The following is a 20,903-nucleotide window of genomic DNA, read 5'->3' as shown; positions in this document are numbered from 1 at the left end:
TCCCTGGACTCCTCAACCACGCACAGGCGCGTAGCGCCTATCGCCGAGCGCGGGACTTCTTGCGCGGCGGGGGCAGTGCGCCCTCGGCGCGCAGGCGCGCGGCGTGCTCTGCGAGAGCCTCCACCAGCGGGCCGACCTGAGCGGTCTCCGGCTGCACGTCCACGCGCAGACCGAACTCGATGGCCGTCTCGGCGGTCTTGGGACCGATGCAGGCGACGAGGGTGCGCGCGTGCGGCTTTCCGGCGATACCGACGAGGTTGCGGACCGTCGAGGACGAGGTGAAGCAGACGGCGTCGAACCCACCGGTCTTGATCATCTCGCGGGTCTCGGCCGGCGGCGGCGCAGCCCGGACGGTGCGGTACGCGGTGACGTCGTCGATTTCCCAGCCGCGTTCGCGCAGGCCCTCGGCGAGCGTCTCAGTGGCGATGTCGGCGCGGGGCAGCAGAACCCGGTTGACCGGGTCGAAAACATCGTCGTACGGGGCGAATTCGGCCAGCAGGCCTTCGCTCGACTGCTCACCGGACGGCACGAGTTCGGGGTTGATTCCGAACGAGCGCACCTTGGCTGCGGTGGCCTCGCCGATGCAGGCGATCTTGACGCCGGAGAACGCGCGGGCGTCGAGCCCGAACTCCTCGAACTTCTCCCACACCGCACGCACCGCGTTGGTGGAGGTGAAGACCACCCACTGGTAGCGGCCGTCGACGAGGCCCTTCACGGACCGTTCCATCTGTGCCGGGCTGCGGGGCGGCTCGACGGCGATGGTGGGCACCTCGATCGGGATGGCGCCGTGGGTGACGAGGCGGTCGCTCATCTCGCCTGCCTGATCCTTGGTGCGCGGCACCAGGACCTTCCAGCCGTACAGCGCGCGCGACTCCCACCAGGACATCTTGTTGCGCTGGGCGACGACCTTGCCGACCGTCACGACCAGCGAACCGACCAGTTCCGAACCGGCCTCGTTCAGCGTCGCGAGGGTGGCTTCCACCGTGCGCTGCTGGCGGGTGGTGCCGCGGACAGTGATGGCGGCCGGGGTCTGCGGGGCCAGACCGTGCTCGACGAGGGCGCTCGCCGTCTCGGCGAGGTGGCCCGACGTGGCGTGCAGGACCAGCGGTCCGGGTGCGGCGGCCAGGGCTGCCCAGTCGACCTCGCCGCGGACGTCGGCCTCGGTGTGTCCCGACCCCAGTGCCATACCGGCGTAAGAGGGGACGGCGGACGCGGACGGCAGGCCCGGCAGGACCTCGAACTGCACCTGAGTGCGGGCGACGGCGGTGACCTCGGCGATCACGGAGTCGGTGGTCAGCGGGTCGCCGGACACCAGACGCACGACGTCGTGGCCGTTCCTCGCCTCGTGGACGAGGGTCTTCGCGACCTCCGCCGGCTCCCCCAGTGCGGGACGGACCTCGGCGAGCGGCTCACCGGTCTCGGCGTCGACGCCCAGGTCGGTGCCCACCAGAACGGTGACGCCCTTGTCGACGTCGGGGTCGGTGAAGGCGAGGGTGGCTGCGGCAAGGACGTCCCGTGCGTGCACGGTGAGCAGTGCCGGATCGCCCGGTCCGGATCCCACGAACAGGATTCGTCCGGGGGTGTTCTTACGGACTCGGCTCATCGGTAATTCTCCAGTGCGATCATGTGTCGAGATGGGTACAGGAAGCGGATCGGCCGATCAGTCGGCCTTCGCACATCAAACATCGGCATCACCGGCCTCGGTGACATTCATCAGCTCCCGCGCACCGAGCTCGAGAAGCTCCCGCGCGACGGAGCGGCCGAGTTCTTCGGCGTTCTCCGGGGAGCCCACGGCCCCCGTGCGTATGACGTCGGAACCGTCGATGGCCGCGGCGCAGCCCCGGACGGACAGTTCGTCGAAGATGCGGCCGTCGTCGTCGAGGGATTCGACGACCTCGGCGATGGCGCCGACGGGCGCGGTGCAGCCGGCCTCGAGTTCCGCGAGCAGTGCGCGTTCCGCAGTGACGGCGGCGCGGCTGTTGGGGTCGTCGAGCTCGGACAGGATCGCGACGAGCGCCGTGTTCACCGACAGGCATTCGACGGCGAGCGCGCCCTGCGCGGGTGCGGGCAGCATCTGGACCGGTTCGAGGGACTCGGTGATCAGGTCCAGTCGCCCGATCCGCGCCAGGCCCGCCCGGGCCAGGATCACGGCGTCGAGTTCACCGGATTCGACCTTGCCGAGGCGCCGCTGCAGGTTACCGCGCAGCGGCTGGATGTCGAGGCCGAGGCCCAGCGCCCGCAACTGCGACGTGCGCCGAGGTGCGGACGTGCCGACCTTCGAACCGGCGGGCAGCTCACCGAGGACCAGTCCGTCGCGGGCCACGAGCGCGTCGCGGGGATCCTCGCGCGGCGGAATGGCCGCGATCGTGAACCGCTCGTCGCGGGCGGTCGGCAGGTCCTTGTAGGAGTGGACGGCCACGTCGACCCGGCCGTCGGCGAGCGCTTCCCGGAGTTCGGCGGTGAAGACGCCGACACCGATCTTCTCCACCGATTCCATGGACTGGTCGCCCTTGGTCTTGATGATGACGAGTTCGGCGTCGTGCCCGGCCGAGATCAGTGCGTCGCGCACGGTTCCGGCCTGGGTGGTCGCGAGCTCACTCCCACGGGTTCCGATCCGCAGCGTACGGGTGCCGACGGCGCTCATGCCTGCGATTCCTTCCCATGGTTGTCGTCTCCGACGAAGCGGCGCAGGCGCGGGTCCTGGCCTGCGATGAAGCCGTCGGTGATGTCGATGGCACCCAGGTCGGCGCCACCGAGTTCGGTGGGCTTCGCTACGGCCTCGACGGATCCGGGGCTGAGTTCGAACAATTCGCGCAGAGCGGCGGCGTAGGAGTCGCCACCGGGCGCGGAGGCGAGCTGCTTCACGCGGACGGTGGGCGCGTGCAGGAGCTTGTCGACCACTCGCCGCACCGTGCGGGCGACCTCGTCGCGCTCGGGATCGTCGAGTCCGGGCAGACGCGAATCCAGTCGCATGAGCTCCGCCTCGACCACGTCCGCCGCGCGCTGGCGCAGGGCCGTGACGGTCGGCGTGACCTCCGCCAGCCGCTGGCCTGCGAGGTAGTTGGCGAGTTCGGCGGCGACGATCGTCCGGGCGGCGTCGGCGTCGGATGCGGCCGCGCCCGCGGCGGGATCGCGCTGCAGCGATTCCATGTCGAGGACGGTGACCCCGGGCAGACCGGACACGGCGGGTTCGACGTCGCGGGGCAGTCCGAGGTCGCAGATGACGAGGGGGCGTTCGGGAGCGCGGCCGGGCTGTGCCAGCGCGCGGTGGGTGTCCGCGAGCGTGACGACGGCGCCGACCGCGCCGGTACAGGTCACGAGGACATCCGCCTGGGCCATCGCATCCGCGAGTTCGGCCAGGTCGAGGGCTTCCGCCGCGACGCCGTTGGACCGGGCCGTGTCGGCGAGGTGTTCGGCGCGCTCCTTGGTGCGGTTCACGACGACGATGCGGCCGATCCCGGCACGCGTGAGGTGTGCGACGGACAATCCGCCCATCGATCCGGCGCCGACCACGACGGCGGTCCGTCCGGTCAGTCCGCCTGCGCCGACGATGCCGGCGGCGCGGTCGAGGGCCACGGACACGACGGACGCGCCCGCGGAGTCGATACCGGTCTCCGAGTGCACCCGCTTGCCGACGCGCAGCGCCTGCTGCGCGAGTTCGTGCAGCGTGCGGCCCGCGGCCTGCTGGGCGTCGGAGGACGCGTACGCGGTCCGGATCTGCCCCAGGATCTGCTGCTCGCCGATCACCATCGAGTCGAGACCACTGGCCACGGCGAACAGGTGCTCCGCCGCAGCCTCGCTGTAGCGGACGTACGCGTGCCGGTGCAGATCGGTCAGATCGAGCCCCGAATGGTCGGCGAGCAGTTCGCCGACCTCGGCCAGCGCACCGTGGAACGCATCGACGACGGCGTAGATCTCCACCCGGTTGCAGGTGGAGACGATCATCGCCTCCGAGATGTGCGACGACGCCAGAAGCTTGTCCGTCAACTTCGGGCGATCGGTGTCGGTGACAGCCACCCGCTCGAGAACCGGCACCGGGGCCGTCCTGTGCGAGACCCCGACAAGCAGAACACTCACGGCGCGATCACTGATCCGTTTCTTGGTGCGGTGGACGGGACAGCCGAATGTCCGATGCGGACGCGGGGAGCGGTGGGTACCGATTCCGTGTTGCGTGCGCTGTTGAACGACAGGACCTGCATTTCGACCGCGAGGTCGACGCGGCGCATCTCGACGTGATCGGGGACGTCGAGGGAGGTGGGCGAGAAGCTGAGGATGCAGCGCAGTCCGGCGCGCACGAGACGGTCGGCGACTTCCTGCGCCGCCTCGTCGGGGGTCGAGATGACTCCGATGGTGGCCTCGAGTTCGGCGCAGGCCTGCTCGAGTTCGTCGACGTGCCGCACGGTGAGGTCGCCCACCGGCGCACCGACCCGCGCCGGGTCGCTGTCGAACAGTCCGACCATGGAGAACCCGCGCCGGCCGAAACCGCCGTAGCCGGCGAGCGCCTGGCCGAGGTTCCCGACGCCGACGAGCACCACCTTGTGTCCGCGGTCCAGGCCGAGCGCCCGCTCGATGCGGGCCCGCAGGCGCGTCACGTCGTAACCGACGCCCCGCACACCGTTCGGGCCCAGGAAGGAAAGGTCCTTGCGAAGCTTCGCGGAGCCGACACCGGAGGCGGCGGCGAGTTCCTCGCTCGAGACGATGATCGTGCCGCGTTCGGTCAGCACTCCGAGGACCCGCAGGTATGTCGCGAGGCGCGTCACCGTAGCCTGGGGGATGTCCCGCGATTCGGCGAGCGGGGCCGCGCCGGTGCTCGAGGGGGCCGGCGACCCGACCACAGACTGCCCGACCGCCCCCGTGACGCCAGGGGCCACAGACCCATGCGTCTGGTGCGTTTCGGTCACGTCGTTGGCTCCTCGTCCGACCGGCATTCGATGCCGTTCTTCACGATGCTCCGGGGAATTGTTCACACCACGGTAACTGCTTGTGAACCCATGCACAAAGTCGCTGCGACTGCGCGACATGCGGTCCTACCTGCACGGCATCGGACGATCCCACTTTTAGGGTTCCCTTACTTGCGTAAATCCGAGCGAAGGCGCTCTTCGTCAACCTCCCAGTAACTGTGCTCACGTCCGTCGAGCAACACCACCGGCAATCGGTCGCCGAATTCGGCCCGGATTTCGGGGTCCGTGGCCGCCGCCGCGTCGACGTCTATGCACGTCAGTTCCAGCCCGAACTCCTCGCACAGAACCAGCAACCGCTCGCGGGCCGGCGCGCACGCACCGCACCCCGCCCTCGTGAGAAGCGTCACCTCGTGTCCACCCGTGCTCATGCCCCGCCACTTCCTTTCGACGCCTCCGGTGGAGTCACTGTGCCGTTTCGGGGTCCGCGGACGCCAATCGGCTCGGAGATGAACGTCACACAGTTCCCCCCGCGGGGCCATCCACCCGCCCCGTCCCCGATTCGGGGGATAGGCTGCTCCCAGAGGCTTCTGCGATACGGGAGGTGCGAGTGCCTGCGCGATCACTACCGAACGGCTCGGGTTTCGGTTCAGGTCTGGCGGGGATCATCCTCCCGGGCCGACGCCAGTTCAGGAATCCGCTGGGACCCAGCGAAGCCGAGGTACGTGCCAACGTCGCAGGTGAGGCGAGCGCCGACGCGGCCCTCGCACTTCACGTCGCGTCCGGCGAGGACACCGAACTGGTCGAACACGACGTTCCCCTCGACCTGACGGCCGCCGCGTTCTTCGACGTCGACAACACGATGGTCCAGGGCGCCTCGATCATCCACTTCGCGCGCGGGCTCGCCGCCCGCAAGTATCTGAAGACGTCCGACCTCCTCGACTTCGCGTGGAAGCAGGTCAAGTTCCGCGTCACCGGCAAGGAGAGCAGCGACGACGTCGCCTCCGGCCGGGAGAAGGCCCTGTCGTTCGTCTCCGGACGGTCGACGGCCGAACTCGCCCGGCTCGGTGAGGAGATCTACGACGAGGTGATCGCCGACAAGATCTGGCCCGGCACCCGGGCGCTGGCGCAGATGCACCTCGACGCCGGACAGCAGGTGTGGCTCGTCACCGCGACCCCGGTGGAACTGGCGCAGGTCATCGCGAAACGCCTCGGCCTCACCGGCGCCCTCGGCACGGTCGCCGAGAGCGAGGACGGGATGTTCACCGGACGTCTGGTCGGCGACATCCTGCACGGCCTCGGCAAGGCACACGCCGTGCGTGCCCTCGCGGTCCGCGAGGGCCTCAACCTCAAGCGCTGCACCGCCTACTCGGACAGCCACAACGACGTGCCGATGCTGTCGCTCGTCGGGACCGCGGTCGCGATCAACCCCGACACCGATCTGCGTGAGCTCGCCAAGAACCGGGGCTGGGAGATCCGCGACTTCCGGACCGGACGCAAGGCCGCCAAGATCGGCGTTCCCACCGCGCTGCTCCTCGGCGCGGCAGGCGGCGCACTCGCCGCCGTCGTCGCGCGCCGCCGCGAACAGGCGGCCTGAGCCGCCCGCCGCGGCTCAGCCCAGGAACACGTTCCGGCGCTTCGCGAGGAGCCGGTACAGCGTCTGCTGGATGGTCTCCCGGACGTGGTCGGTGACCTCGAACAGTTCCATCGGGTCGTCGGCCGCCGACGCGTCGTACGTGTCGGTGACGATCGGCTTGCCGAACTCGATGTACCACTTCGACGGCAACGGCACGAGCCCGAGCGGCCCGAAGTGCGGGAAGAGCGGGGTCACCGGGAAGTACGGCATCCCCAGCAGTCGGGCGAGCGTCCCGAGTTCACCGATCTTCGGGTAGATCTCCTCGGACCCCACGATCGAGCACGGAATGATCGGCGCACCGGTCCGCATGGCGGCGGACACGAAGCCACCGCGGCCGAACCGCTGCAACTTGTACCGTTCGCTGAACGGTTTGCCGATGCCCTTGAAACCTTCGGGGAACACGGCCGCGACCTCCCCGTCCTGCAGCAGGCGCACGGCGTCCGGGTGGCACGCGAGCGTGTGCCCGGCCTTGCGTGCGACACCACCGACGAGCGGCATCTCGAACGCGAGATCGGCGGCCAGCATCCGCAGCGGGCGATGCGCAGGGTGATGGTCGTGAACGGCGACCGAGGTCATCAGGCCGTCGATGGGCAGCACACCGGCATGGTTGGCGACCACCAGCGCACCGCCGGTCGATGGAATGTTCTCCAGACCGCTGACCTCCACGCGGAACCACTTGTCGAACAGCGGACGCAGGATGGGGAGCCACACGTTCTCGGCGAAGTGGGGGTCGTAGCCGAAGTCGTCGACGTGATAGTCGCCCGAGAGCCGGCGGCGCACGAACTCGGCGGTGTTGACGATCTGCTCGGCCAGGGCGTGGCGGACGGCGTCGACCGCCGAGGACTCGGTGACGGGCTGGGGTGGGGTGATCACGGAGGGCGGCGGCATCGCGGACGGATGTCTGCTCTCGCTCTGCTCACGCCTCGAACGTCCGATAGCGGTCCCGCGCGCGGCTGTCGCACCGTGCAACGGAATGACCTTCGCCACTTCGTTCACCTCTCCCCTTTCGCCGTGCCGGTAAGAGCGAGTAGTGCGTTCTCTGCTGCGTCGACCCATTCGTTCTTGATGATCGCCTTGACGCCGGCAGCACGAGCGAAGTCGTCGAGCGCCTGCATCGAGGTCCACCGTGGCTCGAAGGATAGTTCGGTTCGCATGCGCGTGGTGTCCAGTCCGCAACCGAAATGGAAGTACTCGAGTTGCTCGGTGGTGTACGACCGCATCACCGGCCCCATCAGCGCACGTCCGAGGTTGCGGAACAACCCGAACGGCATCGGGACCTCGATCCGCCCGGCGCGGCGGATGGCCTGCGACATCATCACGACGCCGTCGCCCGCGACGTTGAACGTGCCCGCCGGACCCGACACCGTGGCCCGTTCCAGCGCGGCCAGCGCGTCCTCTTCGTGCAGGACCTGCAGGCGTGCGTCCCGCCCGAGAATGGTCGGCACGACCGGTGAGGTGAGGTACTGCGCGACCGTCGCGTTGAGTCGCGGCCCGACCAGCGGTGCGAGGCGGACGATCGACACGCCGATGTCGGGGCGCCTGCGCCCCATTCCGCGCAGATACCCCTCGATCTCGATGCAGTCCCGCGCGTACGCGCCCGCCGGGCGGCGCCGGGCGCTCATCTCCTCGGTGAACTTGGCCGGGTCCTTGGCGCTGCAGCCGTAGACCACGGAGGCCGAACGCAACACGACCTTACGGACGCTCGGAGCCTTCTGGCAGACGGCGAACAACTGCATCGCGCCGATGACGTTCATGTCCTTCATGGCCGCGCGACTACCCGACTTCGGCGGGCGCGCCAGCGTCGACGCGTGCACGACGGTATCGACCTCGGCGTTACGAATAACCTTGCCGATCAAGGGATTCCGGATGTCGGCGCGCACGAACTCGGCGCGGCCCATGCGGCGCAACATGTCCTTGCTCGGCGACACCGCGTCCACCGCGATCACCCGCTCGATGGCCGGATTCTGAGCGAGCCGGGTGACCAGATATCCACCCAGAAACCTGCTGGCCCCAGTGACCAGCACGACGCGCGGCACCGCCGTCCGCGTAGTACTGTCTTCGTCACTCACAACCACTAAGACCCCCGATCACGTAGCGAGTGACGTCAACGATACGTGCAGGAAGGGGATGGCGCTCCGCACAACGACAATTGGTCGGTCGCCCGATACGCGACAGGCCCGCCGTGAAACGACGGATGCCCGCCACCAAAGGTGACGGGCATCCAGACGCAACTCTTTACTTACCGAGTTTCCTGCGCTGCACTCGGGTGCGGCGAAGCAGCTTACGGTGCTTCTTCTTCGACATGCGCTTGCGTCGCTTCTTGATCACTGAACCCATAGCGGGTGTCCCTCACGTTCTTCTCTAGCGTTCCTGCGCACGCCGATCACGTACGCTCGCGCCACTCTGGCGCCTGGGCCTCGTTTTAACTAGCTCAGCGCCTTACGACACCAGCTGGCTGGTACGACAGTCGCTAATCGTACCGGTGCGGGTCCTCTCCCCGAAAACGAGGTCGAAGTGACCCTCTTCGTGCCGATCGGTCAACCGGCGTCGAAGTACGAGGTTTCGAGGTAGTCGTGCACTGCTTTCGCATGCACTCTGAACGAACGGCCCACGCGGACGGCGGGCAGTTCGCCGCTGTGCACCAACCGATACACAGTCATCTTGGACACTCTCATCAGCGTCGCTACCTCGGCGACGGTGAGAAATTGCGTTCCGGCCAGTGCCGGTTGTCCGTCCGGGGCCGAGCCCTTGGACGGCTTTTTTGCAGACGTCATCAACCACTTACCTCCGGCACGTCTCGCGCCGCCGGCTTCCCCTCCGGCGGAACAGACACGCACGTGCTACTTCGAGCTTAGCGGGACGGATGGGGTTACTGCGACGGGTGTGGGCAATCGAATATTCATTCGGTCGTCGTGCCGAGTTCGGCAGAACGAATTTTCGCGGCTTCGAGGGCGTCGAAAAATGCTGTTCGGAGACCGTTTCCCTCCAGCCGGCGGATCGCCGCCGCGGTGGTTCCGCCGGGCGAAGTCACGGCGGCACGAAGTTCGGTCGCGCTCTCCCCCGACCTGTCGAGCATGGCCGCGGAGCCGACCATGGTCTGCACGACCAGTTCGGTCGCGGTCGCCCGGGTCAGTCCGAGCCCCACGCCCGCGTCGATCATGGCCTCGGCGACCAGGAAGAAATAGGCCGGACCGGAGCCGGAGACGGCGGTGACGGCGTCGATCTGCGATTCGGGGACGACGACGACCTTGCCGACCGACGACAGGACGCCGCGGACCAGTTCGAGGTGTTCCTTCTTCACGTGCCTGCCGGGCGCGAGCACGCTGACGCCCTCACCGACCAGCATGGGCGTGTTGGGCATGACCCGGACCACGGGGAACCCGGCGGGCAGTCTCGTCTCGTAGAAGGCGGTGGGGATACCGGCAGCGAGCGAGACGAGCAGCTGCTCGCGCTCGCCGTCGAGTTCCACCTTGGACACCTCGGTGAGCGCGGATTCGACGTCTCCCGGCTTGACGGCCATCACGATGACGTCGGCGCCTTCGGCGGCGTCGGACGGGGTGGTGACCCGCACCGAGTACGCCGCTGCCAGCTCGTCGGCGCGCGCCGGGTGCTGCTCGGCCACCACCAGATCCTTGACGGCGTGACCTGCCTGCAGAAGCCCCGAGATGAGGGCCTCGCCGATCTTGCCGCCTCCGATTACCGCGATTCTCGTCATGGCGAACAGCCTGCCACGACGCTCTGCGGCGCCTTCCTAGCGGGGGATCATCGCCAGTTGCCGGCTCTGCACGACGATCGCCCCGGTGGAGTCGAGGACGGTGTGGTCCTCCTCGAACCATGCGCCGCCGAGCACCGTGCTGCTGGCCATCACGCGCAGCCAGCCCGGCGCGGGCTGCCTGCGCAGGTAGGTGGTCAGCTGGACCGTCGGCGCCCAGCCGAACATGCCGCGGTTCATCGTCACGGGGGCGCTGATGTCGCCGGTCATGATCGCGAACAGCGCCGCCGTGTCCGGGTCGCTCTCGTCGCCCGCGCGCGGTCGCACCCACATGCGGACCTCGGGTTCGCCCTGGTTGCCGGTCAGGAAATGCGCCGACGTCCCGTCGACCCGCATGTCGCAGCCCTGGGCCACGTGGACGATCTGCCCCATCGGGTGGTCGGCCGTGAGCACGACGGCGTCGGCGGGCGGTTCCACCGGGAGCTGCGCCAGGGCGTGGTCTCCGCTGTACTGCGGCTCCCCCACGTCGGGGACGCCGAGCGTGACCGACGCGTGGACGGCAACGCGGTCGCCCTGCGTCAGCTCCACGTCGACGAACGACACCTGCTTGCCCTGCTTGCGCACCGTCGTCGACAGCGTCACCTCGCCCGGGTCGGGGGCGGACAGGTAGTTGGCCCCGACCGCGAGGGGCTGCACCCGGGCCGGCCCGGCATCGCCGGTCTCGTCGAGCAGTCGCCTGCGGGCGGCGGCGGCGCAGAGCGACATCATCGAACCGCCGTGCACCTTGGGGCCGATGGTCCAGATCGGGTCGATCGACGCCCGGTACGTCCCGTCACCGGCAGCGGTGAGGACGTTGAGATCGTGGAAGGGAGTTGAGCTCACTGCTGGTCCTGTTCTTCGGGGTTCCGGAGACGCTTCTGTGCGACGTCCTGGTGTGCGAGCCGGCGCATCGCGGCGATCACCGGTTCGTAGACGGCCGTGCCCAGCACCGCGTACCGGATCGCATCCTCGGCCGATGCGGTGGGCATGAGCCCGATGTCGATCTCGGCGATCCCGCGCACGTGGCGCCCGTAGGCGTCGAGTCGCTCCTCGGTCATCGGGATGCCGGCTTCCTCGAGTGCCACGAGGGCACGTTCGAGCTGACCGACCGCGACGTACCGGGGGTCGTAGACCTGCCCGAGCCTGTCGAGGACGGCGCGGGCCCGGGGGAACTCGTCGGCGTCGTCGGCGGGGGTGTCGAGGTAGGGCGGGAGTTGCGCGATGGCCTGGCCGAGCACGTCGAACAGTGAGCCGTCGGGATGGTCGACGAGGCGGAGTATCTCCCGGATGCGGGGAATCGGCAGTCCGGCTCCGGCCAGCGCCTTGACGAGGCCGAGGCGCTGCACGTGCTCCTCGCCGTACCGGGCCTGGGTGGCGCTCGTCGCCTCGCCGGGCATCAGCAGACCTTCGCGCAGGTAGTACTTCACCGTCGCGAGCGGAACGCCGGTACGGGCGACCAACTCGGAAACGCGCACGGCCCCTCCTTCGACAACCAGACTGGATACTGAAACTATCCAATGTGGCCCCGAGCTTACCGCAGGAGAAGCTCGGCAGACGCCTCAGGTGTCGTCGTGATCGCCACCGGAGTGGCTGCGTGGCGACCCCGACGCGGCGCGTCCCGGTTCGAGATGTTCACGGGCGAAGGCCAGCGCCTGCGCGAGCATCGACGACCGTTCCCGGCGGGTTCGGGCGTTCTGCGTGTTGATCTCGACCACGGCCTGCCCGTCGAACCCGGTGTCGACGAGGTGCCGGCACAGCTGCGCGCAGGGCTGGGCGCCGTGACCGGGAATGAGGTGCTCGTCCATCGACGCGCCCCGGCCGTCGGCGAGGTGGAGATGCGCGAGGCCCTCCCCCATCCGCTCCGCCAGTTTCATCGCATCCATCCCGGCCGTGGCCGTGTGCGACAGGTCGAGCGTGTAGTGGGCGTGCCCCGAATCGGTGGGGTCGTAGGACGGGCTGAACGCCGACAGCGCGGCCCCGGGTCCGCCCCGCCGCCGCAACCGCTCGGCGGATCTCTCCTTGCTGCCGAAGAAGCCGTCCGCCCGCATCGGGAACATGTTCTCCACCGCGACGATCACGTCGCTGCGCCGTTCCAGGTCGGCCACCTGATCGGCGAAGCCGTCGGCGTACCGGCGCTGCCAGCGGAACGGGGGGTGCACCACGACGCTCGTCGCCCCGAGCGATTCGGCGGTGCGGACGGAACGCTCCAGCTTCGCGACGGGGTCGGCGCCCCACACCCGCTGCGAGATGAGCAGGCACGGCGCGTGGATCGCCTGAACCGGGATCGCGTACCTGCGCACCAGCCCGGCCACGGCGGCGGCGTCCTGGCTGACCGATTCGGCCCACACCATCAGTTCGACGCCGTCGTATCCCAGATCGGCCGCGTACCGGAAGGCCGCCTCGGTGTTCTCCGGGTACACCGAGGCCGTCGACAGGCCCACCAGTACCTTCCGCCCACGCGGTGACCGTCGAATCTGCTCGTGCCCACTGTCCCCGACCATGAGCAACTCAGCCCGACGCAAGCATGAAGGCTAACGGCCCCAGAGTGACGATCATCCCGACGACGACGGCGATCACGAAGCTGGTGATGTCGTCGGTGCGGCGCAGGATGCGGACCATGGCGACCAGGCCCACGATGACGAGCAGCGCCAGAATCAGCGCGACCCACGGGAAGACGTCCCACAGCTTCTCGAAACCCTTGAAGAGCAGGGCCCCGGCGATCACGGCCACCACACCCTGGCCGATGAGAACGGCCCACTCACGGGTGGAGTTCTCGCCGGCCTCGTCCTTGCCTGTCTTCTCCGCTTTCGCGGCCTTCTCCGCCTTCGCCTCCTTGCGGGAACGGCGCGGGGTGTCGGACTTCTGCGTGTCGTCGCGCTGGCCGGTGTCCGCCTCGTCGGTGGCGGCCTCGATGAGGTCCGTCTCCTCGGCCGCGTTCGCCGCATCCGAGTCCCGGGACTGACGCATCAGGTCGCCGGCCAGCGTCGATCCGGACAGCAGCGCGGGCTCCGGCTTCGCCTTGGCGGGAGCCTCCGGCTTCGGCGTCTTCACGAACTTCGACGCGCCGTTCGACGCCGCTGCCGTACCCGACTTCGCTGCCGTACCCGACTTCGCTGCCGTACCCGACTTCGCTGCGGCGCCCGCCTTCGCCGGGGTTCCGGGTTTCGCCGGGGCCTCGGGCTTCGCGGGTGCGTCGGACTTCGCGGCCGGTTCGGCCTTGGCCGTTGTGTCGGGCTTGGCCGTTGTGTCGGGCTTGGCCGGGGGTTCGGCCTTCGGCGCCGGTGTCACCCGCGGAGCGGCGGCGGTCGGCTCCGGCTTCTTCACGATCGGGGCGGCCACCGTCGGAGCCGGCGTGGCGGCGGCCTGCGGCGCCGGCGGTTCCTTCCGGACGGACCGGCTGACCCAGGTTCCCTGTTTTTCGCGCGACGTCCCGCCCGACACCACGGCGCGGCCACGGCCGGCGGGGCGACTGGCGATGGGTTCGTCGTCGTCATCGTCGCTGTCGTCGACTGGAGCCTTGAAAGCGGCCGTGCGCTCGTCGGCCCTCGCCGACGGTGCTGCCGGCGCCGACGGTGCTGTCGGCGTGGGTGTGCGCGACGGCTCGGGCGCGGCCGGTTCCGGTTCCGGTTCGGATTCGAGTGCCCGCGATTCGGACGGATCCCGGACCACCGGAATTTCACCGGTCAACTCGGCGACGGAGATTCCTCCCGCGACGCCGCGCCGACGCCGCCCGCCCCGGGACTCCACCTGCTGCCCGTTGCGTTTGAGCAGTTCTGACACAGAGATCTGCTGACTGTCCTCGGTCATCGAGCACCCACCATCAATTCACCGCCCATTTCCGTATCGAGCTTGCGGAGGATCAATCCCTCGCGCAGAGCCCAGGGGCAGATTTCGAGTTCCTCCACGCCCAGTGCTCTCATGCTGGCCTCCGCAACGAGCGCTCCGGCCACGATCTGCTGCGACCTGTCGGAGCTCACCCCTTCTAATTCTGCACGGTCCGAGGCCGTCATCCGCGAAATGAAAGCTATGAGTTGCCTGAGACCGCTGGCGGTGAGCGTGCGCTTGACCCGCGGGCCCGCGCCGGACGGTGCGGCGCCCGTCAGCCGGGCCAGCGAGCGGAACGTCTTCGACGTGCCGACGGCCCGGTCCCACTGCCCCGCCGTGCGCAGTTCCTTCGCCGGGACGGTCAGTTCGGCGTCCAGCCAGTCCCTCAGCACCGCCACGCGGCGCTTGCCCGGCGGGTCTGCCTCGAGCCAGTCCCGGGTGAGCCGTCCCGCGCCGAGTTGCAGCGACAGCGCGACGTCCGGGTCCTCGTCGCCGCCCGTCGTCAGCTCGAGGGATCCGCCGCCGATGTCGAGGTTCAGGATGCGGCCGGCGCTCCACCCGAACCAGCGGCGCACGGCGAGGAACGTCAGCCGCGCCTCGTCGACACCCGACAGGACCTCCAGCGTCACGCCGGTCTCGTCGTGCACGCGCGCGAGCACGTCGTCCGAGTTGTTGGCGTCGCGGACGGCGGACGTCGCGAAGGCCATGAGTTCACCGCACCCGGATGTCCTCGCGATGCTGGAGAAGTCTGCCACCGTCGTGACCAGGCGATCTGCACCTTGAGCGGTGATGTCACCCTTGTCGTCGGTGTTCTCCGCAAGCCTCAGAGTCGACTTGGTCGAACTCATCGGTGTGGGGTGGCCGCCCCTGTGGGCGTCCACTACGAGAAGATGGACGGTGTTGCTTCCGACGTCGAGTACCCCTAGTCGCACATTGACACGGTACTGGGTCTACCGTCGGGCTTTGTGACAGCACGTAAAGCAGGGCGTTCACACAAGATGACACCCAGCCCCGAAGTACCCCTCGACTTCGCTCGCGAATGGGTCGAATTTCCCGATCCCGACAACGCCGAGCACCTCATCGCCGCGGACATGACGTGGCTGCTATCCCACTGGACCTGCGTGTTCGGCACTCCGGCCTGCCAGGGCATCATCGGCGACCGGCCGGACGACGGCTGCTGTTCGCACGGCGCGTTCCTCTCCGACGAGGAGGATTTGGAGAAGCTGAACAAGTCAGTGAAGCTGCTCACACCCGAGAACTGGCAGTTCATGGAGAAGGGGCTCGGCAAGAAGGGGTACATCGAGGAGGACGACCTCGAGGACGAGCCCGCGCTGCGCACCCGCCGGTATCAGGGGGCCTGCATCTTCCTGAACCGCCCCGGCTTCGAGGGCGGCGTCGGTTGCGCGCTGCACTCGATGGCGCTCGAGCGCGGGATCGAGCCGCTCGAGGTCAAGCCCGACGTGTGCTGGCAGCTTCCGATCCGCCGCACCCAGGAGTGGGTGGAACGCCCCGACGGCGAGCAGATCCTCAAGACCACCATCACCGAGTACGACCGGCGTGGCTGGGGTGAGGGCGGCTCGGACCTGGACTGGTACTGCTCGGGCTCACCCGACGCCCACGTGGGCGCCAAGGCGGTCTGGCAGTCGTACGCGCCGGAGCTGACGGAGCTGCTCGGCAAGGCCGCGTACGCGGAATTGGCGACGCTGTGCAAGCGCAGGGCCGGCCTCGGACTCGTCGCCGTGCATCCCGCGACCGTGGCCGCACAGAAGAGGGCCGCCGGGTAACGGATCGGACCTGCCGGTCGATTTAGCCGTCACGGCCCCATTCCGGGCACAGCCACGACGGGAGAGATCATGTTCGCTCGCATTCTGACCGGTGCCCTGCTGACCGCCGCCGCAACGCTCGCTCTCGCGCCGACCGCGTCCGCCGACCCGACCCCGGACTGGAACACCTTCTACGACAAGACGGCGAACTTCGTCGCACCGTTCGATCCGGGCGCCTTCGGCGACAAGGCTGACCGGGCCCTCGTCCTGAGCCCGTACGGAACCGGCAGGGTCATCGAGTGCAAGGGCGACGGACACTATGTCGCGGTCTACTGCAGGCAGTTCGACGACCAGGGCCGCGAGCACGCGATCACGCAGATCATCTCGGCGCCGTTCCGCGGCGTCTGGGTGTACAACCCGTTCTGACAGTCGCCCGTTCCGGCACACGCCCACGAATTCGTCAGCCGCACCGGCAATTGCCTGTGCGGCTGACGAATTCGTGCGCAACTGTGGCGGATCGGCGTCCGCTCACGCCTCCAGTTTGTAGCCCAGCCCGCGGACGGTGACGAGGTGTTCCGGCTTCGCCGGGTCGGTCTCGATCTTCGAGCGCAGACGCTTGACGTGCACGTCGAGGGTCTTGGTGTCGCCGACGTAGTCCGCGCCCCACACCCGGTCGATCAACTGTCCGCGGGTGAGTACCCGGCCCGAGTTCCGCAGCAGGTACTCGAGGAGGTCGAACTCCTTGAGCGGCAGCGTGACGGCGTCACCGTTCACCTGCACCACGTGCCGTTCGACGTCCATCCGGACCGGTCCGGCCTCGAGGACGGCCGAGTCCTGCGCGACGTCGAGTTCGCTGTCGACGCCGCGGCGCAGCACCGCCCGGATGCGGGCGATCAGTTCCCGCGCCGAATACGGCTTGGTCACGTAGTCGTCGGCGCCGAGTTCGAGACCCACCACCTTGTCGATCTCGCTGTCCCGTGCCGTCACCATGATGACGGGGACACCGGATCGGCTGCGGAGTTGCTTGCAGACGTCCGTGCCGCTCATGCCGGGCAGCATGAGGTCGAGGAGGACGATGTCGGCACCGGCCCGGTCGAACTCGGCGAGCGCGGATGGTCCGTCGCCGACGATCGTCGTCTCGAATCCTTCCTTGCGAAGCAGGAAGGCCAACGGGTCGGCCAGTGACTCCTCGTCTTCCACGATCAGCACACTTGTCATCGCTTGGCCTCCATACCGGTTTCTCTCCTCCCGACAGTTCCGCCGTCGGCGTCCCCGCCGTTCGTCTCTACTGTCTCGATGTGTGCAGGAATCTGCAGGGTAAACGTCGAACCCGTTCCTGGCTTGCTCCACAGGTCGATCGATCCGTTGTGGTTGGCGGCCACGTGCTTGACGATCGCGAGGCCGAGTCCCGTTCCGCCGGTCGCCCGGGCCCGCGCCTTGTCGACGCGGAAGAAACGTTCGAAGACGCGTTCCTGGTCGGCCTTGGCGATGCCTTCGCCGCGGTCGGTCACCGAGATCGCCACGTTGTCGCCGCGGATGGACCGGCTCACCGAGACCGGGGATCCCTTCGGCGAATAGGCGATGGCGTTCTGCACCAGGTTGGACAGCGCGGTGACGAGCAGCGCGCGGTCGCCGAGCACTTCGTAGCCGCTGTTGTGGTCCGTGGTGACGGCGATGCCTGCGGCTTCCGCGGAGATCTTGCAACGCTGCAGGGCCTCGTCCACCACCTCGTCGACGGCGACGGCCTCGAGGTCGGGCAGCTTCTCGGCGCCCTGCAGCCGGGACAGCGCGATCAGTTCGGTGACCATCTTGCCGAGCCTGACGGATTCACCGAGCACGCGTTCGCCGAAGTGCCGGACCGAATCGGGGTCGTCCGCCGATTCGAGAAGTGCCTCCGCGAGCAGTCCCATCGCGCCGACCGGGGTCTTGAGTTCGTGGCTGACGTTGGCGACGAAGTCGCGGCGGGTCGCTTCCATCCGCACCTGCTCGGAGTCGTCGTCGGCGAACAGGACCACGAAGTTGTGGTCTTCCTTGCTGAGCAGTCGTGCGGTGCCGCGCACCGCGATCCGGTCGCGCCCCCGCTGCGGGTTCTTGGTGCTGAGGTCGACCTCGACGGGTTCGCCGGTTTCGAGGACGCGGAGCGCCGCCACCCACGCACGGTCGTCGACGAGCCGGTTCCGCACCAAGCCCAGCTCTTCGGCGCGGGGATTGAACAGGACGACGTCGTGGAACTGGTCGACCACGGCGATGCCGCTCTCGGATGCCAGCACGATCAGGTCGAGGACCTGCGACATCGTGAGCCCCGACGTTTCTTCCATTCGCTGCGCCTGCCGGGTGGACAGCATGGGGATCAGCACGCCACCGACGAGGTAACCGACGAAGCCGCCCACGATGGCAAGCAAGACGGCTTGAACAACACTCACGCCTGAATCGTACGTTCGCGCGGCGGGCCGGTTACGCAGGGTCCAGGCATTTCCGCGCACGTCACACGCGGCAACCGGAGTCTTCGTCCGCAGTTAACCTGCTGTTGGCCGGACGTCCCGCGAACGGGACGTCCGGCCGGTTGCACGGGTTACTTCCCGCCCTGGTTCGCGACCGCGGCGGCGCCTGCGGCGGCCGCCTCGGGGTCGAGGTAGGTGCCGCCGGGGTTGAGCGGCTTCAGGTTCTCGTCCAGGTCGTAGCGCAGCGGGATGCCGGTGGGGATGTTCAGCCCGGCGATGTCCTCGTCGGAGATTCCGTCGAGGTGCTTGACGAGGGCGCGCAGCGAGTTGCCGTGCGCGGTGATCAGGACGGTCTTGCCGGCCTTCAGATCGGCCGAGATGGTGTCTTCCCAGTACGGGATCAGGCGGACGACGACGTCCTTCAGGCACTCCGTGAGCGGGACCTCGTCGAGGTTCGCGTAGCGGGGATCGGTGTCCTGGCTGTATTCGCTGCCGGCCTCGATCGTCGGCGGCGGGGTGTCGTAGCTGCGGCGCCACAGCATGAACTGCTCGTCGCCGTACTTGTCCTTGACCTGCGCCTTGTTGCGTCCCTGCAGGGCGCCGTAGTGGCGCTCGTTGAGACGCCAGTCGCGGATGACGGGAATCCAGTGCCGGTCTGCCGTGTCGAGCGCGATGTTGGCGGTGCTGATGGCGCGGCGCAGCAGCGACGTGTAGAGCACGTCGGGGAGCAGGTTGTGCTCGAGCAGCAATTCGCCGGCGCGCTTGCCCTCGGCGATGCCCTTATCGGTCAGGTGGACGTCCACCCAGCCGGTGAACAAGTTGAGCGCATTCCATTCGCTCTCGCCGTGGCGGAGCAGCACAAGGGTTCCGGTACTCATGCCGTTCATCCTGGCATGCCTGCCGGAACCCTCGCGCCGTGAACCCCTGCCGTCAGCTCCGGCGGGCCTCGCCGGCCCGGAGATCCTTGCGGAGGATTTTGCCTGCGGCGGACTTGGGGACGAGGTCGATGAACTCGACCCTGCGGACCTTCTTGTGCGGGGAGACCCGTTCGGCGACGAACGCGATCACCGCGGCCTCGTCCAGATCCTCGGCACCCGGCTGGGCGACGACGAACGCCTTCGGCACCTCCTCACCCTCGTCGTCGAGAACCCCGATGACGGCGGCGTCGGCGATCTGCGGATGCGTCAACAGCAGCGCCTCCAACTCCGCCGGCGGCACCTGATACCCCTTGTACTTGATCAACTCCTTCATCCGGTCCACGATCGTCACCACCCCCTCGGCGTCGACGGTCGCGATGTCCCCGGTGTGCAGGAACCCGTCCGCATCCAGGGTTTCCGCGGTCGCCGCCTCGTTGCCCAGGTACCCGGCCATGATGTTCGGACCCGCACACCACAACTCCCCCGGCGCGCTGACCCCCTCGGCCGGGTAGGCGACCTCCAGCCCGGTGGCCGGGTCGACGAGCTTGCATTCCATGTTCGCGATCGTCGGGCCGACCGAGTCGAGGGCGATGTCGTCCCGGTCGAACGGGATCGCGTGCGAGACCGGGCTCATCTCCGACATCCCGTAGCCCTGCCGGACCCGGCAGCCGAGCCGGGTCGCGACGGCCCTGCCCAGTTCCTGATCCAGCGGGGCGGCACCGGAGAAGATCGAATGCACCGAGGACAGGTCGTAGTCGTCGACCAACGGGTGCTTGGCCAACGCCACCGCGACCGGCGGCGCGATGAACACATACGTGCACCGCTGCCCGGAGACGATGCTCAAGAACTCGACGAGGTCGAACTTCGGCATCGTCACCAGGGCGGCCCGGTTGTAGAGGGCGGCGTTGAGCAGCACCGTCATCCCGTAGATGTGGAAGAACGGCAACACCGCCAAAAGCCTGTCGTCGGCGCCGATCCCCATCCGCGGGTTGATCTGACACACGTTCGCGACCAGGTTGCGGTGGGTGAGCATCACCCCCTTCGGCCGGCCGGTGGTCCCCGACGAATACGGCAGCACCGCCAGCTGCGTGGCCGGGTCGAACGACACCTCCGGCGCCGGGTGGCCCTCGGTGAGCAGATCCGCCAGGGACGGGTGCCCGTCGGCGCCGTCGAGGACGATCACATTCCCGGCCGGGATCCCGACCGTGACGGCCGCCGCCCGGGCCTGCGGTAGCAGTGGGGAGACGGTGAACAGGAACTTCGCGTGCGAGTCGGTGAGCTGTTTGGCGATGTCCTCGGCGGTGTAGAGGGCGTTGATGGTGGTGGCGACGCCGCCGGCGCGCAGGATGCCGTGGAACACCGCGGCGAACGCGGGCACGTTCGGTGAGTGCAGGGCCACCACCTCACCGACCGCGAGGCCGCGGGCGGCCAGCGCCCCGGCGACCCCGTCGATCTGCCCGACCAGGGTTCGGTAGGTGGTGACCGCACCGGAGGCGCCGTCGATCAGGGCGGGCCGTTCCGCATCCGCCGGGTCGACCCGACCGAACAGGAAATCGTAGACACTGAGGTTCGGGATCTCGACGTCCGGAAACGGGCTCTTGAAGCTCACGTGGGTCTCTCCCTCGAAGTGTTGCAGCAGCAGTTGTGACACCAGTCACAGGTTCGCCGCAAC

At 68.6% G+C, this 20,903-nt stretch carries 22 protein-coding genes; 3 read left to right on the top strand and 19 right to left on the bottom strand.

Features of this window, described 5'->3' with window-relative positions:
- Positions 1-37 precede the first annotated feature (37 nt).
- The 5 genes from CJ179_RS19575 to CJ179_RS19555 all read right to left on the bottom strand — a co-directional run bounded on the left by CJ179_RS19575 (position 38) and on the right by CJ179_RS19555 (position 5,329).
- On the bottom strand, positions 38-1,603 hold the full coding sequence (locus CJ179_RS19575; RefSeq protein ID WP_005251986.1) for a bifunctional uroporphyrinogen-III C-methyltransferase/uroporphyrinogen-III synthase: 1,566 nt from the start codon (positions 1,601-1,603) through the stop codon (positions 38-40).
- A 75-nt stretch (positions 1,604-1,678) separates the two neighbouring features.
- The gene (gene hemC / locus CJ179_RS19570; protein ID WP_072939883.1) at positions 1,679-2,644 is read right to left on the bottom strand and encodes a hydroxymethylbilane synthase; all 966 of its coding nucleotides are present in this window, start codon (positions 2,642-2,644) and stop codon (positions 1,679-1,681) included.
- Positions 2,641-4,077: a glutamyl-tRNA reductase gene (locus CJ179_RS19565; RefSeq protein WP_072939879.1), complete on the bottom strand. Its 1,437-nt coding sequence runs from the start codon at positions 4,075-4,077 to the stop codon at positions 2,641-2,643. The genes hemC and CJ179_RS19565 overlap by 4 nt, the downstream gene beginning before the upstream one ends.
- A complete protein-coding gene (locus tag CJ179_RS19560; protein WP_179377613.1) occupies positions 4,074-4,928 on the bottom strand; it encodes a redox-sensing transcriptional repressor Rex in 855 nt (284 codons plus the stop codon). The genes CJ179_RS19565 and CJ179_RS19560 overlap by 4 nt, the downstream gene beginning before the upstream one ends.
- 140 nt (positions 4,929-5,068) lie before the next feature.
- On the bottom strand, positions 5,069-5,329 hold the full coding sequence (locus tag CJ179_RS19555; RefSeq protein ID WP_072939874.1) for a glutaredoxin family protein: 261 nt from the start codon (positions 5,327-5,329) through the stop codon (positions 5,069-5,071).
- A 179-nt stretch (positions 5,330-5,508) separates the two neighbouring features.
- On the opposite strand from CJ179_RS19555, the gene CJ179_RS19550 reads away from it, so the two are divergent.
- Entirely contained in the window at positions 5,509-6,495 is a 987-nt protein-coding gene (locus CJ179_RS19550) for an HAD family phosphatase (RefSeq protein ID WP_072939871.1), read from the top strand.
- 15 nt (positions 6,496-6,510) lie between these two features.
- On the opposite strand, the gene CJ179_RS19545 is transcribed toward CJ179_RS19550, so the two are convergent.
- The 10 genes from CJ179_RS19545 to CJ179_RS19500 all read right to left on the bottom strand — a co-directional run bounded on the left by CJ179_RS19545 (position 6,511) and on the right by CJ179_RS19500 (position 15,042).
- On the bottom strand, positions 6,511-7,530 hold the full coding sequence (locus CJ179_RS19545; protein WP_072939868.1) for a lysophospholipid acyltransferase family protein: 1,020 nt from the start codon (positions 7,528-7,530) through the stop codon (positions 6,511-6,513).
- Positions 7,527-8,570, bottom strand: a complete 1,044-nt coding sequence (locus CJ179_RS19540) for an NAD-dependent epimerase/dehydratase family protein (protein WP_083395791.1) — start codon at positions 8,568-8,570, stop codon at positions 7,527-7,529. The genes CJ179_RS19545 and CJ179_RS19540 overlap by 4 nt, the downstream gene beginning before the upstream one ends.
- Before the next feature lie 199 nt (positions 8,571-8,769).
- The gene (locus tag CJ179_RS19535; protein ID WP_003402602.1) at positions 8,770-8,871 is read right to left on the bottom strand and encodes a 30S ribosomal protein bS22; all 102 of its coding nucleotides are present in this window, start codon (positions 8,869-8,871) and stop codon (positions 8,770-8,772) included.
- A 200-nt stretch (positions 8,872-9,071) separates the two neighbouring features.
- On the bottom strand, positions 9,072-9,308 hold the full coding sequence (locus CJ179_RS19530) for a helix-turn-helix domain-containing protein (protein WP_005258384.1): 237 nt from the start codon (positions 9,306-9,308) through the stop codon (positions 9,072-9,074).
- Between the two features lie 125 nt (positions 9,309-9,433).
- Positions 9,434-10,249, bottom strand: coding sequence for a pyrroline-5-carboxylate reductase (gene proC / locus CJ179_RS19525; RefSeq protein WP_072939866.1), 816 nt, complete (start codon positions 10,247-10,249; stop codon positions 9,434-9,436).
- Between the two features lie 36 nt (positions 10,250-10,285).
- Positions 10,286-11,128, bottom strand: a complete 843-nt coding sequence (locus CJ179_RS19520; RefSeq protein WP_095862551.1) for a thioesterase family protein — start codon at positions 11,126-11,128, stop codon at positions 10,286-10,288.
- On the bottom strand, positions 11,125-11,760 hold the full coding sequence (locus tag CJ179_RS19515; protein WP_072939861.1) for a MerR family transcriptional regulator: 636 nt from the start codon (positions 11,758-11,760) through the stop codon (positions 11,125-11,127). Before CJ179_RS19515 ends, CJ179_RS19520 begins: the two co-directional genes overlap by 4 nt.
- 84 nt (positions 11,761-11,844) lie before the next feature.
- Entirely contained in the window at positions 11,845-12,786 is a 942-nt protein-coding gene (locus CJ179_RS19510; RefSeq protein ID WP_095862550.1) for a sugar phosphate isomerase/epimerase, read from the bottom strand.
- Between the two features lie 7 nt (positions 12,787-12,793).
- On the bottom strand, positions 12,794-14,092 hold the full coding sequence (locus CJ179_RS19505; RefSeq protein ID WP_095862549.1) for a hypothetical protein: 1,299 nt from the start codon (positions 14,090-14,092) through the stop codon (positions 12,794-12,796).
- Positions 14,089-15,042, bottom strand: coding sequence for a Ppx/GppA phosphatase family protein (locus CJ179_RS19500; RefSeq protein WP_095862548.1), 954 nt, complete (start codon positions 15,040-15,042; stop codon positions 14,089-14,091). Before CJ179_RS19500 ends, CJ179_RS19505 begins: the two co-directional genes overlap by 4 nt.
- Before the next feature lie 66 nt (positions 15,043-15,108).
- Here CJ179_RS19500 and CJ179_RS19495 point away from each other — a divergent pair, with 66 nt between their 5' ends.
- Both CJ179_RS19495 and CJ179_RS19490 read left to right on the top strand, forming a co-directional pair.
- Positions 15,109-15,894 carry a hypothetical protein gene (locus CJ179_RS19495; protein WP_095862547.1) on the top strand — a complete coding sequence of 262 codons (786 nt, stop codon included), beginning with the start codon at positions 15,109-15,111 and terminating at the stop codon, positions 15,892-15,894.
- A 69-nt stretch (positions 15,895-15,963) separates the two neighbouring features.
- Positions 15,964-16,299 carry a hypothetical protein gene (locus tag CJ179_RS19490; protein ID WP_072939847.1) on the top strand — a complete coding sequence of 112 codons (336 nt, stop codon included), beginning with the start codon at positions 15,964-15,966 and terminating at the stop codon, positions 16,297-16,299.
- A 102-nt stretch (positions 16,300-16,401) separates the two neighbouring features.
- Here CJ179_RS19490 and CJ179_RS19485 read toward each other — a convergent pair whose 3' ends face one another.
- The 4 genes from CJ179_RS19485 to CJ179_RS19470 all read right to left on the bottom strand — a co-directional run bounded on the left by CJ179_RS19485 (position 16,402) and on the right by CJ179_RS19470 (position 20,840).
- Positions 16,402-17,091 carry a response regulator transcription factor gene (locus CJ179_RS19485; protein WP_072939844.1) on the bottom strand — a complete coding sequence of 230 codons (690 nt, stop codon included), beginning with the start codon at positions 17,089-17,091 and terminating at the stop codon, positions 16,402-16,404.
- Positions 17,088-18,296, bottom strand: a complete 1,209-nt coding sequence (locus CJ179_RS19480; protein ID WP_095862546.1) for a cell wall metabolism sensor histidine kinase WalK — start codon at positions 18,294-18,296, stop codon at positions 17,088-17,090. Before CJ179_RS19480 ends, CJ179_RS19485 begins: the two co-directional genes overlap by 4 nt.
- Positions 18,297-18,445: 149 nt before the next feature.
- A complete protein-coding gene (locus CJ179_RS19475; RefSeq protein WP_174705472.1) occupies positions 18,446-19,201 on the bottom strand; it encodes a phosphoglyceromutase in 756 nt (251 codons plus the stop codon).
- A 43-nt stretch (positions 19,202-19,244) separates the two neighbouring features.
- Positions 19,245-20,840: an AMP-binding protein gene (locus tag CJ179_RS19470; RefSeq protein ID WP_095862753.1), complete on the bottom strand. Its 1,596-nt coding sequence runs from the start codon at positions 20,838-20,840 to the stop codon at positions 19,245-19,247.
- Between the last annotated feature and the right edge of the window lie 63 nt (positions 20,841-20,903).

The organism is Rhodococcus sp. ACS1, from assembly GCF_002300155.1.
Taxonomy (GTDB): Bacteria; Actinomycetota; Actinomycetes; order Mycobacteriales; family Mycobacteriaceae; genus Rhodococcus_F; species Rhodococcus_F koreensis.
The sequence above is the reverse complement of the archived record's forward strand: the minus strand, read 5'-3'. Positions and strand labels throughout refer to the sequence as shown.